Annotated in this window: 16 protein-coding genes; 5 read left to right on the top strand and 11 right to left on the bottom strand. The window is 63.1% G+C overall.

Going from position 1 to position 14,250, the window contains the following annotated elements; genetic code table 11:
• Nucleotides 1-3: 3 nt before the first annotated feature.
• The 3 genes from kce to C8D77_RS26650 are packed head-to-tail and all read left to right on the top strand — an operon-like array spanning nucleotide 4 to nucleotide 2,486.
• Nucleotides 4-933, top strand: coding sequence for a 3,5-dioxohexanoate:acetyl-CoA acetone transferase (kce, locus tag C8D77_RS26660; protein WP_109669709.1), 930 nt, complete (start codon nucleotides 4-6; stop codon nucleotides 931-933).
• A gap of 9 nt (nucleotides 934-942) precedes the next feature.
• Nucleotides 943-1,461, top strand: a complete 519-nt coding sequence (locus C8D77_RS26655) for a GNAT family N-acetyltransferase (protein ID WP_164548705.1) — start codon at nucleotides 943-945, stop codon at nucleotides 1,459-1,461.
• Nucleotides 1,458-2,486, top strand: coding sequence for a histone deacetylase family protein (locus C8D77_RS26650; RefSeq protein WP_109669706.1), 1,029 nt, complete (start codon nucleotides 1,458-1,460; stop codon nucleotides 2,484-2,486). The genes C8D77_RS26655 and C8D77_RS26650 overlap by 4 nt, the downstream gene beginning before the upstream one ends.
• Nucleotides 2,487-2,501: 15 nt before the next feature.
• On the opposite strand, the gene C8D77_RS26645 is transcribed toward C8D77_RS26650, so the two are convergent.
• The 3 genes from C8D77_RS26645 to C8D77_RS26635 all read right to left on the bottom strand — a co-directional run bounded on the left by C8D77_RS26645 (nucleotide 2,502) and on the right by C8D77_RS26635 (nucleotide 5,493).
• Complete coding sequence (locus C8D77_RS26645) at nucleotides 2,502-3,767, bottom strand: cysteine desulfurase-like protein (RefSeq protein ID WP_109669704.1); 1,266 nt, start codon at nucleotides 3,765-3,767, stop codon at nucleotides 2,502-2,504.
• Nucleotides 3,768-3,819: 52 nt separating this feature from the next.
• Nucleotides 3,820-4,887 (bottom strand): aldo/keto reductase, encoded by a 1,068-nt coding sequence (locus C8D77_RS26640; protein WP_109669702.1) that lies wholly within the window; start codon nucleotides 4,885-4,887, stop codon nucleotides 3,820-3,822.
• Nucleotides 4,888-5,004: 117 nt separating this feature from the next.
• Entirely contained in the window at nucleotides 5,005-5,493 is a 489-nt protein-coding gene (locus tag C8D77_RS26635) for a hypothetical protein (protein ID WP_109669699.1), read from the bottom strand.
• A gap of 399 nt (nucleotides 5,494-5,892) precedes the next feature.
• Here C8D77_RS26635 and C8D77_RS26630 point away from each other — a divergent pair, with 399 nt between their 5' ends.
• On the top strand, nucleotides 5,893-6,057 hold the full coding sequence (locus C8D77_RS26630) for a hypothetical protein (RefSeq protein ID WP_109669696.1): 165 nt from the start codon (nucleotides 5,893-5,895) through the stop codon (nucleotides 6,055-6,057).
• 59 nt (nucleotides 6,058-6,116) lie between these two features.
• Here C8D77_RS26630 and C8D77_RS26625 read toward each other — a convergent pair whose 3' ends face one another.
• The gene (locus tag C8D77_RS26625; protein WP_109669693.1) at nucleotides 6,117-6,623 is read right to left on the bottom strand and encodes a DUF1993 domain-containing protein; all 507 of its coding nucleotides are present in this window, start codon (nucleotides 6,621-6,623) and stop codon (nucleotides 6,117-6,119) included.
• Between the two features lie 138 nt (nucleotides 6,624-6,761).
• Between C8D77_RS26625 and C8D77_RS26620 the strand changes: the two genes are divergently transcribed.
• Nucleotides 6,762-7,814 (top strand): DUF1176 domain-containing protein, encoded by a 1,053-nt coding sequence (locus C8D77_RS26620; RefSeq protein WP_109669690.1) that lies wholly within the window; start codon nucleotides 6,762-6,764, stop codon nucleotides 7,812-7,814.
• Between the two features lie 29 nt (nucleotides 7,815-7,843).
• Here C8D77_RS26620 and C8D77_RS26615 read toward each other — a convergent pair whose 3' ends face one another.
• Genes C8D77_RS26615 through C8D77_RS26585 form a run of 7 tightly spaced genes read right to left on the bottom strand, consistent with a single transcriptional unit; the run spans nucleotide 7,844 to nucleotide 14,188 of the window.
• Complete coding sequence (locus C8D77_RS26615) at nucleotides 7,844-8,737, bottom strand: alpha/beta hydrolase (protein WP_109669688.1); 894 nt, start codon at nucleotides 8,735-8,737, stop codon at nucleotides 7,844-7,846.
• Between the two features lie 32 nt (nucleotides 8,738-8,769).
• On the bottom strand, nucleotides 8,770-10,380 hold the full coding sequence (locus C8D77_RS26610) for an NTP transferase domain-containing protein (protein WP_109669685.1): 1,611 nt from the start codon (nucleotides 10,378-10,380) through the stop codon (nucleotides 8,770-8,772).
• Nucleotides 10,377-11,081, bottom strand: coding sequence for an XdhC family protein (locus C8D77_RS26605; RefSeq protein ID WP_109669683.1), 705 nt, complete (start codon nucleotides 11,079-11,081; stop codon nucleotides 10,377-10,379). Before C8D77_RS26605 ends, C8D77_RS26610 begins: the two co-directional genes overlap by 4 nt.
• A gap of 6 nt (nucleotides 11,082-11,087) precedes the next feature.
• The gene (locus C8D77_RS26600) at nucleotides 11,088-11,426 is read right to left on the bottom strand and encodes an XdhC family protein (RefSeq protein ID WP_056594403.1); all 339 of its coding nucleotides are present in this window, start codon (nucleotides 11,424-11,426) and stop codon (nucleotides 11,088-11,090) included.
• 60 nt (nucleotides 11,427-11,486) lie between these two features.
• On the bottom strand, nucleotides 11,487-12,731 hold the full coding sequence (locus C8D77_RS26595; RefSeq protein ID WP_109669680.1) for a vWA domain-containing protein: 1,245 nt from the start codon (nucleotides 12,729-12,731) through the stop codon (nucleotides 11,487-11,489).
• Between the two features lie 3 nt (nucleotides 12,732-12,734).
• Nucleotides 12,735-13,664 carry an AAA family ATPase gene (locus C8D77_RS26590; protein ID WP_023810354.1) on the bottom strand — a complete coding sequence of 310 codons (930 nt, stop codon included), beginning with the start codon at nucleotides 13,662-13,664 and terminating at the stop codon, nucleotides 12,735-12,737.
• Nucleotides 13,661-14,188, bottom strand: a complete 528-nt coding sequence (locus C8D77_RS26585; protein ID WP_109669677.1) for a flavin reductase — start codon at nucleotides 14,186-14,188, stop codon at nucleotides 13,661-13,663. Before C8D77_RS26585 ends, C8D77_RS26590 begins: the two co-directional genes overlap by 4 nt.
• Nucleotides 14,189-14,250: the final 62 nt, after the last annotated feature.

Raw genomic sequence — 14,250 nt, 5'->3', positions numbered from 1 at the left:
AGAATGGCGCCGCGCAAAGTCATCATCACCTGCGCCGTCACCGGCTCGGTGCACACGCCGTCGATGTCGCCCTATCTGCCGGTGACGCCGGACCAGATCGCCGCCGACGCGATTGCGGCGGCCGAAGCCGGCGCCTCGATCCTGCATCTGCACGCCCGTGACCCCAGGGATGGCCGCCCGACCGCCGATCCGGACGTCTACATGCAGTTCCTGCCGCGCATCAAGCAGGCGACCGATGCGGTGATCAACATCACCACCGGCGGCTCGTCGCTGATGACTCTGGACCAGCGGTTGGCTGCACCGCTAAGGGCCGAACCCGAAATGTGCTCACTCAACATGGGCTCGATGAATTTCGCGCTGTTCCCGATGCTCGACAAATCGAGGGAATGGCAGCACGAATGGGAGCCGAAGCTGCTCGAAGCCACCCGGGACACCATCTTCAAGAACACCTTTGCCGATATGGAGGGCGTGCTGGAGCGGTTGGGCAAGGGCTGCGGCACGCGCTTCGAATTCGAATGCTACGATGTCGGCCATCTCTATTCGCTGGCGCATTTCCGCGACCGGGGTCTGGTGTCGGGACCGCTGTTCATCCAGTTCGTGCTGGGCGTATTGGGCGGCATCGGCGCCGACCCTGACAACCTCGTCCATATGAAGCGGATCGCCGACAAATTGTTTGGCGACAGCTACCAGTTCTCCGTGCTGGCCGCCGGCCGCCAGCAGATGCCGTTGATCTCGATCGCCGCGGCGATGGGCGGCAATGTCCGGGTCGGGCTGGAAGACAGTCTCTATGACGGCCGCCAGCTGGCGAAATCCAATGCCGATCAGGTGCGCCGTATCCGTGGCATTCTCGACGGGCTGTCGCTGGAGGTTGCCACGCCCACCGAAGCGCGCGACATGCTGGCGCTCAAGGGCGGCGACCGGGTGGCGTTTTGAGAGACGACCGTGACCAATCCAACATCCGATGACGTCCTGTTACGCCCCGGCCGAGTGGAAGACGTCGAAACGATCCACACGGCGATCCTGAAACTCGGCACGCATATTGGCGCGCCCGAGGAGATCATTTCGACAGCAGATGATCTGCGCACCTATGGCTTTGGCGAAAAGCCCGCCTTCTCGACCCTGATCGCCGAAGTGGACGGGGAATTTGCCGGCCTGTGCCTGCATTTTCCGATCTTTTCGACCTGGATGGGGCGGCCTGGCGTCTATGTGCAGGATCTCTATGTCGAGGATCGGTTCCGCGGCCGCAAGATCGGCGAGCGGCTGCTGCGGCATGTTGCGGCGCAGTGCCGGAAGGAAGGTGGCGTCTATCTCCGGCTGTCCGTCGACACCGACAATGAAGGTGCCAAGGCCTTCTACGAGAGGCTGGGCATCGCCTGGTCGAGCTACGAGCAAACGCAGAAGATCATCGGCGAGGCGTTCTTTGCGTTCGCCGACGCGGCCGAAAATGGGGATCAGGAATGAAAGCCTTCTATGCCGAGGAACAGAAGCGCCACGACCCCAAGGCCTTTCTTTCGAGCGGTGCGGCACAGCCCAATCCGGAAATGCCGGAGCGCGTCGAGAGATTATTAGCCGGCGCATTATCTGCGGGATGCACGATCGAGCGGCCTCGGGATCACGGGCTCGGTCCGGTCGCGGCGGTGCATACGCCGGAATATCTTGATTTCCTCGAGCATATCTACACGCGCTGGCAGCGCATCGACGGCGCGTCGGCCGAAGTGATCCCGAACATCCATCCGATTGCGCGCAACGGCTCCTATCCGGCCTCGGCGGTCGGCCAGGCCGGTTATCACATGGCCGACACCGCTTGCCCGATCTCGGGCGAAACATGGCAGAGCGCGCTGTGGAGCGCCTGGAGCGCGGTGGACGCGGCCGAGGCGGTGATGTCAGGCGCGCCGGCCGCCTACGCTCTGTGCCGCCCACCTGGCCACCATGCCTTCGCCGACGTCGCCGGCGGCTTCTGTTTCATCAACAACTCGGCCGTTGCCGCGCAGGTCTTGCGCAGGACGGCGTCGCGCGTGGCGATCCTCGATGTCGACTTGCATCACGGCAACGGCACGCAAGGGATCTTCTATACGCGGCCGGACGTACTCACCGTCTCGCTGCATGCCGATCCGGTGCGCTTCTATCCGTTCTTCTGGGGCCATGCCGACGAGCGCGGCGAAGGCCCCGGCCTCGGCTACAATTTCAACCTGCCACTGCCGCGCAAATCCGCCGACGCGGCGTTTCTCGCAGCGCTCGAGGTGGCGTTCCAGCGCATCCGTGCCTTTTCGCCGGACGCGCTGGTCGTGGCGCTCGGCCTCGATGCGTTCGAAGGCGATCCGTTCGGGGGGCTTTCGGTGTCGACGCCTGGCTTCTCGCGCATTGGCGAGGCCATCGCCAAGCTCGGCCTGCCGACGGTCATCGTCCAGGAGGGCGGCTACCTCTGCGACGAACTCGGTGACAACCTCACTGCGTTCCTCACCGGCTTCGGCGGCAAGACGCGATGAATGCTCAAGCCAGCGTCAGGAGCGCTGCTGCCTGAGCATGGCGATAACCCGGTGCACACTCTCCAGCGTCTCGTCGATTTCGGCTGTAGTGTTGTAGTGGGCAATGCCGATGCGCACGACGCCATGCTCGGCCGGAATGCCCAATTGGTGGACGATCTCCCAGGCGTAGTTGTGCCCCGACCACAGGAAGATGTTTTCGGCATTCATCTGCCGAACGATCGTCTCCGGCACGATACCGTCGACGGTGAAGGAAACCGTCGGCACGCGCTCGCTGAGCCGCTTCGAATCGGTGATGCCGTGGATGGTCAGACCTGAAATGTCGGAGAGGCCGTCGATCAGCTGTTGCGCCAGCGGGTTTTCATAGGCGATCGAAACCGCAAACGCCTTGGCAATCTTCTGCCTTCTTGAACCGCCCTCGCCTGCCGCCGCGCCAAGGTCGGCAAAGTAGTCGACCGCGGCGGTGAGCCCGGCCATCAGCTCGATCTGCGGTGTACCCAGTTCAAACCGCTCCGGCAGGCCATTGGACGAACAGCGGCATTTGTAGGGCTGCAAGTCATCGATGACGTCGCGCCGTCCCCACAAAATGCCCATGTGCGGACCGAAGAATTTGTAAGCCGAACAGATCAGGAAATCGCAGCCGAGTTCCCGAACATCGATCAAACCGTGCGGCGCGAACTGCACGGCATCGACATAGACCAGCGCGCCGGCGTTCCTGGCGATGGCGGTCAGCGCCTTCACGCGATTGATGGAACCGGTCAGGTTGCTGGCGTAGTTCAACGCAACCAGCCGTGTCTTCTCGGAAAGCAGACCAGCCAGCGTCGCCTCTTCGACCTGCCAGCTCTTTTCGTCGAACGGCAGCCAGCGCACGACGAGGCCGAGGTCCTCGGCCAGCTGCAGCCAGGGCGATACGTTGCCCTCATGGTCCATGCGGGTGAGGATGATCTCGTCGCCGGGCTTCATCGTGCGGCCGAGCGTGCGCGACATGTGGTAGGTCAGCGTCGTCATGTTGGCGCCGATGATGATTTCCTCGGGGCTCGCGGCGCCAAGGAAATCGGCCATCGCCTGATGCGCCTCATCGACGACAACTTGCGCGGCAATCGTCGTTTCGAAATAGCCGCCAAGATTGGCATTGGTGGTCAAAAGACAGCGCGACACGGCGTCGGCGACTGCCTGTGGCACCTGCGTGCCGGCAGGGTTATCGAGATAGATGCGGCGGCGGCCCTTGTCGGCCAGGGACAGTGCCGGAAATCTTTCGCGGACCAGCTCGATCGGAAAATTCATGATTGCCCGGCTCCCTTGTAATAATTGAGTAATCGGCCGCAGCCAATCCCGTTCAAGGACAGGGATTGCCGACCCGCTGGTGGATCGCGTCCACCGCTTTCTGCATCTCTTCGGTCCAGACGATTTCGACGGAAGACAGCGCCATGTCGAGCTGCGAAATGGTGGTGGCGCCGACGATGTTCGAGGTCACGAACGGCCGGCTCGAGACATAGGCATTGGCAAACAGCGCCGGTTCCAGGCCAAAGGAGCGCGCCAGCTCATTGTATTCGAGCTGTGCTTCAGCGGCATTGGGCGTCTCGTAACGTTGGCCGCGGTTGAACAGCTGCGAGCGCGACCCTTGCGGGCGCGCGCCATGGTCGTATTTGCCGGTGAGGTAGCCCTGCGCCAGCGGCGAATAGGGGAGCAACGACACCTGCTCGCGCTCGCAGACCTCGGCAAGATTCACCTCGAAGGTGCGGTTGACGAGATTGTAGGCGTTCTGGATCGACGCGACGCGGGGTCCGATCCCTTTGTCAGCCTCCGCAAGGAACCGCATCACACCCCAGGAACTCTCGTTCGACAGGCCGAAATGGCGGATCTTTCCGGCCTTCACCAGTTCGTCGAACACGGCGAGCGTCTCGGCAATCGGCGTTTCGTCAGCCGGAGCGCCGACAGAATCGGCGCGCGGCGATACGGCGCCGACGCGCGTCGGGTTGGCGCCCCAGGGAATGTCGCGTTCGGGCCAATGGATCTGATAGAGGTCGAGATAGTCGGTGCCGAGCTTGGCCAGTGACTTGTCGACGGCGTCAAAAATATCGGCGCGCACCAGCTGCGATGGCCTGTCGCCGCGAAACCAGCGGTTGGCCGTGCGGCCAACAACCTTGGAGGCTAGGATCACCTTGTCGCGGTTGCGATTGGCCTTCATCCAGCTGCCGATGATCTTTTCGGTCCGCCCTTGTGTCTCGGCCTTGGGCGGGATCGGGTAGAGCTCGGCGGTGTCGATGAAATTGACGCCGCGCGAAAAGGCCAGGTCCATCTGGGCGTGGCCCTCGGCCTCGGTGTTCTGCTGGCCCCAGGTCATGGAGCCCAGGCAGATCTGGGTAACAAGAAGATCGGTCCGACCGAGACGGCGCTTGTGCATGGAATTCTGCTCCGGAGGGAAAGCGTGCGCGGTAGCGCGGGAGGAAGCGCATCTATAGGCAAAGCAGAGGCGCTCTCCAAGCCTCGGCAGACCGACTTTTGCGTGAACCAGCTGCGTTTAGCGGCGAGCGCCGGCCAGCGCGCGGCGCTTGGCTTCGTCGATCAGCATGTTGGCCACCTGCATGCGGATCATGGCGCGCTGGCGCAGATGCGGGGCGACACGGTCGGGATGGTTGGCAAAGGCAAAGCTGCGGCGCATGCGGCTGAAGTCGGCGATCTGCTTGGGCTGGTTGAGGCCAAGTTCGACCGCGATGGATTCGGGATCCATCGGCGGCAGCTTTTCCTCGGGCTTTGGTTCTTCGCCGGCGAGAACCAGTTTGGCATGATCGAGCAAGGCGGCGAATTCGGTCGCCAGATCAGCACCCGCCTCGCGATATTCAGTGGCAAAGCCGCTGCCCGAAACCTTGATGCGGCCGGAATGGAGTTCATCGGCCACCGAGAGATAGTCGAACGGGATGGATGGACGAGCGCCGGCCTCTTCGCCCTCGATCTCGTCATCCCCAATTCCGTCGCCCTTGTCGGAAGCGACGAAGAGGTCGTCGAGCAACGAAGCGAAATCCCGCTTGGCGCCAGTAGCGATGTCAGCCTCCCTCTTGCCCGACCGTGCAAGCTTCAGAGCATAGAACCGGCTCGTTAAAAATGCATGCCACCGATCTTAACGAATTTAGCCGTTGCGCGTGTTCGCCGCTTCAACCTCCTCAATCCCAAAAACAAAAAGCCGGACTGCACTTTCATGCAGTCCGGAATTCGCCAGGAGTGGCGAGGAAAAGCCGGCCATGTAGCCAGCATTCGAGCCTACGGTGCGCGGCGCGCAAAAGTTTCGATCGATTCAGGAAATGGCGAAAAAAATTCGCCAAGACATGGCAGGCATGCAAATGCTGCACTGCACAATTGTCACGATTCACCTATACTGGCTGGCGTGGAGGACCAAACTGGAGCCTAAATCATGGGTTTCTTCACTGAAATGTTCGCCCGGCCGCGCCCGCAGGAACATCTGAGATACCGCTCGGCGCTCGCACTTCTCCATGCAATGAGCAATGCCGACCGCGCCGACATCGGCATCAAGCCGGCCGATTTTCCGCGCATCGCCCGCGAAATGTCCATTCGCTAACTACCATCGGAGTCGTCAGATGTCCCGGATCAGTCCGGGACATCTCGAAAAGTCAATCCTCAGCGCGCTCCCAGGAACGTCGCCTTGCCCAACGGCACGCCATTGTGGCGAAGGATGTCGTAAGCCGTGGTGAGGTGGAAATAGAAGTTGGGCATGGCCACATGCAGCAGATACTGCATGCCAGGCATCGAACTTTCGCGTCCGCCAAGCTTCAGCTCGATGATCTTGTCGTCGGAGCCCTCGAACTCGGCAGCCGAAAACGTCGTCAGAAGGTCCAGGGTCTTCGTGATGCGTGCCTGGATATCGGCGAAACTCGCCTCATTGTCCTCGTATCTCGGCACTTCGCGACCGGCGAGCCGGGACGGCGCGCCCTTGGCGTGATCAGTGGCGATCTGCACCTGCCGGGTCAGAGCGTACATGTCGGGCGCCAGCCGAGAGGTCAAAAACACCTGCGGATCGATCTTGCGGTCAAGCGCATTCTGTTCGGCGGTCGCCAGCACATTGGAAAGTGCTTTCAGCCTGGCTGAAAACACAGGCACGGATGCCTCATACATCGATATCGTCACGTCAAATCTCCTGCCCGGCCGAACGCCGGCGGACGCGACGTAGCGCCTTCGCGCAGGATTTTTCAAGACTGCCGACGCCGCGTCACCACGTTGCCGCAATCGCCAGAGTAGAATCTGCCCATCGAGCGGAGATTCCCGATGAGACGCGCCCTTTTCGCAGCGACTGCCTTTCTCTCCCTTGCCCCGATCGGCCAGACGGCATTGGCCGCCGAAGATGCACCCGAAGCGCCTTATGTCGACGACCGGTCGAGCGCCGATGCGGTTGTCCGTTCGCTCTACAGCGCCATCAGCCGGCACGAATTCGCCCGTGCGTGGGGCTATTTCGGCGATACAAAGCCGGCAAAGGATTTCGACAGTTTCGTCAAGGGTTATGACGGCACCGACAAGGTCGAGGTCGCCACCGGAGCTGTCTCCGACGAAGGTGCGGCCGGCAGCATTTTCTACAACGTCCCCGTCGCCATCCGCGCCACCGACAAGAGCGGCGGCGAAAAGGTGTTTGCTGGCTGCTATACGCTGCGCCAGGTGAATGCCCAGATCCAGGCGGCTCCGCCCTTCGATCCGATCCACATCGAAAAAGGCGCGCTGAAACCCTCCACCGCCGATTTCGAGGAGGCGCTGCCGCCTAGCTGCGGCGACGGCCCACCACCGCCGAAGAAAGACACCGCACTGGAGCAGGCCAAGAAAGCCTTTCTGGCGACCTATGGCGACCAGTGCGACAAGCAGTTCCTCGCCGATGAGCCGACCGTTTTTTCGATCAAATACAAGGACAAGGATGCGCAGCCCGGCGATCCCGACAAGGAGACACGGCTGTTCCATTTTTCCTGCTCGGCCGCGGCCTACAATGAAAGCTCGATTTACTACATGACCGACGACGTCTCGGGCGTGCAGCAATTGCAGTTCGCCGAACCCAAGATGGACATCCGCTACGAAAACAATGACAGCGACGGCAAATTGCTGGGCATGACTATCGTCGGTTTCCAGACGTCCGGCTGGGCGGTCAATTCCGACTATGACGAGGCTGCCCACACGATCACCACGTTCAACAAGTGGCGCGGCGTCGGCGATGCGTCCGACGCGGGGACGTATCTGTTTAGCAACGGCAATTTCTCGCTGGTCCAGTACGACGTCGATGCGTCCTATGACGGCGAGCAAAATCCGCAGACGGTTGTCGACTACAACACCGCGCCTTGAGCGCCACACGGACTTGCCGGCAGCACCGATCAGGGCGCCTTCGACAGCATCCAGTTGAGCGTGCCGCGCCAGTCGGTCATGCGGATCGGCGTGCCATGGGTGCCGGTCTCGAAACGGATGAAACGGGTTGGATAGGCCTTCGATTTGGCCAGGATCGAGCGAAAGAACGCTTCCTGATTTGCCACCGGGAACACCACGTCGTGGCTGCCCTGGCCGAAAAAGACCGGTACGCGGCGCTTGAAGGCAGGGCTGGTGAAAAAGCTCTCATCCCACAGCGAGCCGAGCAGCAGCAGCCCATTGATGCGGCCGCCTGTGTCCTTGCGCGCGGCCAGCTTCCAGCAGAGCGCGCCGCCCATCGAGCCGCAGGCGACGAAGATCTTCGCGCCGGGCGACTGTTCGGCGTAGTGACCGATCAGGGCAGCGACCTGCGCCGCTCCCGTATCGGCGAAATCGGGAAAGTCCGGGCTGAGATAGAGGCCGCCATTGCCGGCCATCAGGTTTTTGAGCCGGTTGAAATTGCCGCCGAAGGTGAAGTCGTCGACGCCCTGCTTGCGGCTGCCGCCCTGCCCGTGCAGGTAAAGCACGATGATGCCGGCGCCCTCGGTCTTGCCGACGGCGACATGCCTGACATCGCCGGCATCGGTTTTCAGCAACAGGTCCTGCTGCACCTTGCGAACGCTGGTGTCGGTGTATTGGGCGTTCACCCGGCGCTCGGGCACCTGGTCACGCTGGTTGATATCGCGCAGCTCGCGGTAATCGAGGACCGTGTAGGCGCCGTTGCTGTCGGACGACAGCGTGGCCGGATAGGCGAAGAGATCGTCCTTGAAAGGTTTTAACGTGAGCGTCTGACCTTCAGCGACCGACGACACCAGTGTTGCCGCGGTTGCAAGGACGTAGAAATATCTGAGAAAGTGAAAAGTCATCCCTCAGGCATGCGTAATTCGGCTTGGGTTTGTCAATCCTGCAGCACGCCGCCTGCGTCTTCCAGCGCCTCGCGCGTGTCGACATCGACAGACGCCGCCGCGCCGATCTCGACGTCGATGACATCGAACCCTTCGGCCTCGACGAGATGGCGGGCGCCGGTGTCGCCTTCCAGATGGGCGATCGCCGGAAACAGCGAACGCGGCAACAGCACCGGGTTGCCGCGCGTGCCGTCATGCGAGGCGCGGACCACCGCATTGCCGCCGGCCTTGCGGAAGGTATCGATCAACCTGTCGAGGTCGTCGGACGTGATGTCAGGCATGTCGCCGAGAACGATCATCACGCCGGCGCAACCTTCCGGCAGATAGGCAATGCCGGCTTTCAGCGAGGTGGACAGGCCCTCGGCAAAGTCGGGATTGTCGGCGAAGGTCACGTCGAGGCCCGCCAGCGCCGCACGCACCCGCTCGCGCTGGTGGCCGGTGACGACAATCGTGCCCGATGCCTTCGAGCCGAGCGCCCGCTCGGCGGTGCGGCGCACCAACGGCTTGCCGTCGAACAGCGCCAGCAGCTTGTTCGGCCCGCCCATGCGGCTCGACCGTCCCGCCGCCAGAAGCACGATGCCAACCTTGAGCTGGCTTTTGACCGGCAGCGGTTCGCGCGGCTGCGGCCGTGTCGGGATTTCCATCAGCAGCCCGCCGACCCCCATGCCGGCAATATCCCTGGCGGTCACGTCGAGGCCGGCGATCAGCCTGTCGAGCACCCAGTCGAAGCCGTTCTCCTTCGGGCTGCGGGCGCAACCCGGCGCACCGATGACGCGCTTGCCGTTGAGTGTACCCAGCACCAGCAGATTGCCGGGATCGACCGGCATGCCCGCGCGGACGACGGTACCGCCCGCCTTCTCGATCGCCGCCGGAACGACATCGGCGAAATCGCTCATCGCCGAGGCGCCGAAGATCACCACCATGTCATTGTCGCGCGCCAGGGAGACCGCGGCTTCCGCCACCGGCGCGATCTCATGCGGCGTGCGGCGCTCCGCCGTCAGCCTGCCGCCCGTACGCGCCAGCCGCGCTTCGGTGACGCGCAGCGTCTTGTCGAGCACGGAAGGCTTGATACCGGGCAGAACCGTCTGGATGACGCCGACACGCACGGGCCGGTAGGCATTGACGGCAAAGATCTCGCCACCGGCGCAGATTTTCGTCGCGGCGTCGACCAACGCCGAACTGACCGCGAAGGGAATGATCTTCACCGTCGCGACCATCTGGCCCTTCTCGACCGGTGCATGCTGCGCCAGTGTGGCGATGGTGATGGCCGGATCGATGGCATTGATGGCATCGATCATGGCGGCATCGACCGTGAAGATGCCCGACGCTTTGGCATGGAGATTGACCCGCCCGGTCGCGGCCGACCTGGCCTCGATGCCGCGAAAGGTCATGCTTTCGGCTATTCGTTGAGCGGCGGCATCCTCGCCGAGGTCGTCGGCGGCCAGTACGGCTGCAACGACCTGCGAAATGCCGGCGGCCCGCAGCAGCGCCACATCTTCGGCGCTCAGCCTGTGTGCCTTGCGAAAGCGGCATTCGCCGGCGGTGGTGGCGTGCGCCAGCACCGCGCCTTCCGCCGTCTCAATCGGGATCGGGCCGAATTTCACGCCGCCGCGCCTTTTGCGTCCAGCCCGCGCGAACGGAAGGCGAGGATCGCTTGCGCCAACACCGCAACGGCGATCTCGGCCGGGCTGGCAGCACCAATATCGAGCCCGATCGGCGCATGGATACGGGCGATCTGGTCAGCGGTTGCGCCCAGCGCCAGCAGGCGTTCGACCCGCTTGGCGTGCGTCTTGCGGCTGCCCAGTGCGCCGACATAGAAGCAGTTGGCATCGAGCGCGGCTTTCAGAGCGAAATCATCGACCTTCGGGTCATGGGTGACAGCGACAAGTGCGGTGTAGCTGTCGAGCGGCTGGCGCTTCAGCACATCCTCCGGCCATTCGGCATGAAGCGCCACGTCAGGGAAGCGGTCCGGCGTGGCGAAGGCGGTGCGGGGATCGATGATCTCCACGGGGTAGCCGGCAATCCTGGCCATCGGCGCCAGCGCCTGGCTGATGTGTACGGCACCGATCACCACGAGGCGCGGCTGCGGCAGATGCGCATTGAGAAAGAAAGTCCGCCCCTCTGCTTCGACCGAACCGGAATTGCCGGTGCGGAACGCCTTGGCAATCGCGGCGCCGAGATCGCCGGCGACCGGATCGCCCTCGCGCACGATCCGGTCGCGACCATCACCGAGATCGGTGACAAGGATCGCCGCACGGCGGGCACGGCGTTCGGCGTTGAGCGTTTTCAGCGCGTAGGGATCCATTCGAGATCAGCCCAGCCTTTCCACGTACACCTTGATGCGGCCACCACAGGACAGGCCGACCTGCCAGGCGGTTTCGTCGGCGACACCGAACTCCAGCATCCTGGCCTTGCCGCTGTCGATGACGTCGATGGCCTCGGTGACAACAGCGCCTTCGACGCAGCCGCCCGAAACGGAGCCGTGGAAATTGCCGTCCGCGTCGATGACCAGATGGCTGCCTACAGGCCGGGGCGCCGAACCCCAGGTCTCGACCACTGTCGCGATGGCCACGTCCTTGCCGTCCTTCATCCAGCCTTCCGCGATGATCAGCGGATCGCGGGCCTCATCCAGATAAATGCTGTTTTCCATGACCGTTTCTCTAGGAGTCTGTTTTTCTCGAGGATCCGTTTTCGGATTGGAAAGATATGGTTATGCGGCGTGCCTCGCGCCAGCGTCCAGCCATCGGCGCGGATCGACGGATTGTATCGATTTCTTGTCCAGCGACGCGCAGAGATCGGCGAGCGCATCGAGATTGTGCACCGAGCGGAACTCGTCGACATGCGGCAGCATCGCCTTGACGCCACGGGCGCGCGCCTGGAAACCGTCGAAGCGCAGCAATGGGTTCAGCCAGATCAACCGCCGGCAGGATTTGTGCAAGCGCTCCATTTCCTCCGACAGGCCGCCGACATCGTCACGCTCCAACCCGTCGGTGATCAGAAGCACGACCGCGCCCTGCCCCAGCACGCGCCGCGACCATATCAGGTTGAACTCGGCCAGTGTGTCGCCGATGCGGGTGCCGCCCGACCAGTCCTTGACCGCCGCCGAACAGTCGGCAAGTGCGGCATCCGGGTCGCGATGGCGCATCTGCCGGGTCAGGTTGGTCAGCCTTGTGCCGAAGACGAACGTGTGCACGCGCCGGCGTTTTTCCGTGAGCGCGTGCAGGAAATGCAGGAAAATGCGCGTGTATTGGCTCATCGAGCCGGAAATGTCGGCCAGCACCACCAGCGGCGGATGAACTTCGCGCGGTGAGCGGAATTTTGGCAGGATCAGTTCGCCGCCGGTGCGCGCGGCCGAACGCATCATGGCGCGCGGATCGATGCGGCGGCCATGCGCGTCGGCCTTGAAGCGCCGCGTCCGCACCATGTCGAAAGGCAGCCGCAGTTGCGCGATCGCCTTTTTCGCGTCGGCCATTTCGGCGGCGTTCATCTGGGCAAAATCCTTGGCCCGCAGCACCTCGTTGCCGGAGAAGGTGAAGCGGGCGTCGACCTCGATCTCGGGGATTTCTTGGCGCGGCTGGTTCTTCTGGTGGCCCTCGAACATCGCCTGGCTGACGCGGTTCTCGGCAGGACGGGGCTTCTGCTTTTCCCTGGTGTCGGGCGCCACCGGCGAAAACATCGCCAGCATCTTTTCGATCAGCTCGCGCGACTTCCAGTACAGCCGGAACGCTTCGTCGAAAATGGCGTGATCCTCATGCCTGGACACCAGCACGGCGTGCAGCGTCCAGTAGAAATCGTCGCGCGACCCTATGCCGGCGACCAGCACCGCCTCGATGGCATCCTTGACCGAGGCCGGCCCGACCCGCATGCCGGCCTTGCGCAAGGTGCGGGCGAAATAGACGATGTTGTCGGCGATCCGCCCATCCGCCGTCGCTTCTTTCGGTTCGGGGCGCGGCATCGCCTACTCCGCCGCCGAAAGCTCGGCCTTCACCTCGTTGAGGATGCGCCGGCCTTCGCCCTGTTCGATGCGGGCAATGTCGTCCTGGTATTTCAACAGCACGCCGATCGTGTCGGATACGGTTTCTGGATCGAGCGCCACCTTGTCGAGCTCGGTCAGCGCGCCGGCCCAGTCGATGGTTTCCGCGACGCCCGGCACCTTGAACAGCTCGATCTGACGCAGCTTCTGGATGAAGGAGACCACTTCGGCCGAAAGCCGCTGATTGGCCTGCGGCACCTTGCGGCGCACGATTTCCAGCTCGCGCTCGGCGTTGGGATAGTCGACCCAGTGATAGAGGCAACGCCGCTTCAGCGCATCGTGGATCTCGCGGGTGCGGTTGGTGGTGATGATGACGATCGGCGGTTCTTCCGCCTTGATGGTGCCGAGTTCGGGCACCGTCACCTGGAAATCGGACAGGATTTCGAGCAGGAAGGCTTCGAAGGCCTCGTCGGTACGGTCGAGCTCGTCGATCAGGAAGACTGGAGCAGCGCCCGTCTTGCCGGTCAGCGCATCGAGCACCGGGCGGCGAATCAGGTATTTTTCGGAGAAGACATTGCGCTCCATGGCGGAGCGCTCGACTTTGCCGGCCGCCTCCTCCATGCGGATCTCGATCATCTGCGCGGCGTAGTTCCACTCATAGACCGCGGAAGAAACGTCGAGGCCTTCATAGCATTGCAGGCGGATGAGCCGGCGGCCAAGCGCCTGCGCCAGCACCTTGGCGATCTCGGTCTTGCCGACGCCGGCCTCGCCCTCGAGGAACAGCGGCCGCTTCATGCGCAACGACAGGAACAGCACGGTCGCCAGCGACCGGTCCGCCACATAGTCCGCGCCGGTCAGGAGATCGAGCGTCTCGTCGATCGTCCGCGGCGCGGCGCGCGGTTTCAGCTCGGTCATTCTTTCTCCGTGAACGCCGCCGCTCCGCTTTCCAGGACGTGGTAGCTGCGGGCGTGGTAGATCAGCGGCCGCAAATTATCGCCCATCCGCAGGCCTGTCACCTTGCCGAAAAGCACACGATGGGTGGCCAGGTCCTTGGTGTCGATCAATTCGCAGTCGAACACGGCGAGCGCGCCCTTCAGCGTCGGCGCGCCGGTGGAGATCACGTCCCATTCGCCGAGCGCGAAACGCTCCTCGACCGGCAAGCCGGTGATGCCGGAAAAGCCGACCGACAGCGGCTCCTGGTGCGAAGCCAGCGTGTTCAAGGCAAATTTGCCGTTTTTCACGAACGGCTCGTTCTTCAGATTTTCACGGTTGAGGCAGACCAGAATGGTCGGCGGGGTGTCCGATACCGAACAGGCGGCGATCACCGTTGCGCCGCGCTTGCCCGCCGGCCCGTCGGTGGTGACCACATGGACGTGGCCGGCAAAGTGGCTCATCGCGTCGCGATAGGCCTGCGGCCCAATGTCGTTCTTCTTCAGCACCGGAAATTTTCCATGGTCAGGATCCTACCGACATATATGGCCAGACATAGCCCGCCACAAGC

It is taken from the genome of Mesorhizobium loti (assembly GCF_003148495.1).
Lineage (GTDB): Bacteria > Pseudomonadota > Alphaproteobacteria > Rhizobiales > Rhizobiaceae > Mesorhizobium > Mesorhizobium loti.
Note: the sequence above shows the minus strand (reverse complement) of the source record. Positions and strands in the feature narration are given on the sequence as shown.

Coding starts and splice junctions, on each gene's coding strand:
- kce (WP_109669709.1), top strand. CDS start 4: ATGGCGCCGCGCAAAGTCATCATCACCTGCGCCGTCACCGGCTCGGTG.
- C8D77_RS26650 (WP_109669706.1), top strand. CDS start 1,458: ATGAAAGCCTTCTATGCCGAGGAACAGAAGCGCCACGACCCCAAGGCC.
- C8D77_RS26645 (WP_109669704.1), bottom strand. CDS start 3,767: ATGAATTTTCCGATCGAGCTGGTCCGCGAAAGATTTCCGGCACTGTCC.
- C8D77_RS26640 (WP_109669702.1), bottom strand. CDS start 4,887: ATGCACAAGCGCCGTCTCGGTCGGACCGATCTTCTTGTTACCCAGATC.
- C8D77_RS26630 (WP_109669696.1), top strand. CDS start 5,893: ATGGGTTTCTTCACTGAAATGTTCGCCCGGCCGCGCCCGCAGGAACAT.
- C8D77_RS26620 (WP_109669690.1), top strand. CDS start 6,762: ATGAGACGCGCCCTTTTCGCAGCGACTGCCTTTCTCTCCCTTGCCCCG.
- C8D77_RS26615 (WP_109669688.1), bottom strand. CDS start 8,737: ATGACTTTTCACTTTCTCAGATATTTCTACGTCCTTGCAACCGCGGCA.
- C8D77_RS26605 (WP_109669683.1), bottom strand. CDS start 11,081: ATGGATCCCTACGCGCTGAAAACGCTCAACGCCGAACGCCGTGCCCGC.
- C8D77_RS26600 (WP_056594403.1), bottom strand. CDS start 11,426: ATGGAAAACAGCATTTATCTGGATGAGGCCCGCGATCCGCTGATCATC.
- C8D77_RS26595 (WP_109669680.1), bottom strand. CDS start 12,731: ATGCCGCGCCCCGAACCGAAAGAAGCGACGGCGGATGGGCGGATCGCC.
- C8D77_RS26590 (WP_023810354.1), bottom strand. CDS start 13,664: ATGACCGAGCTGAAACCGCGCGCCGCGCCGCGGACGATCGACGAGACG.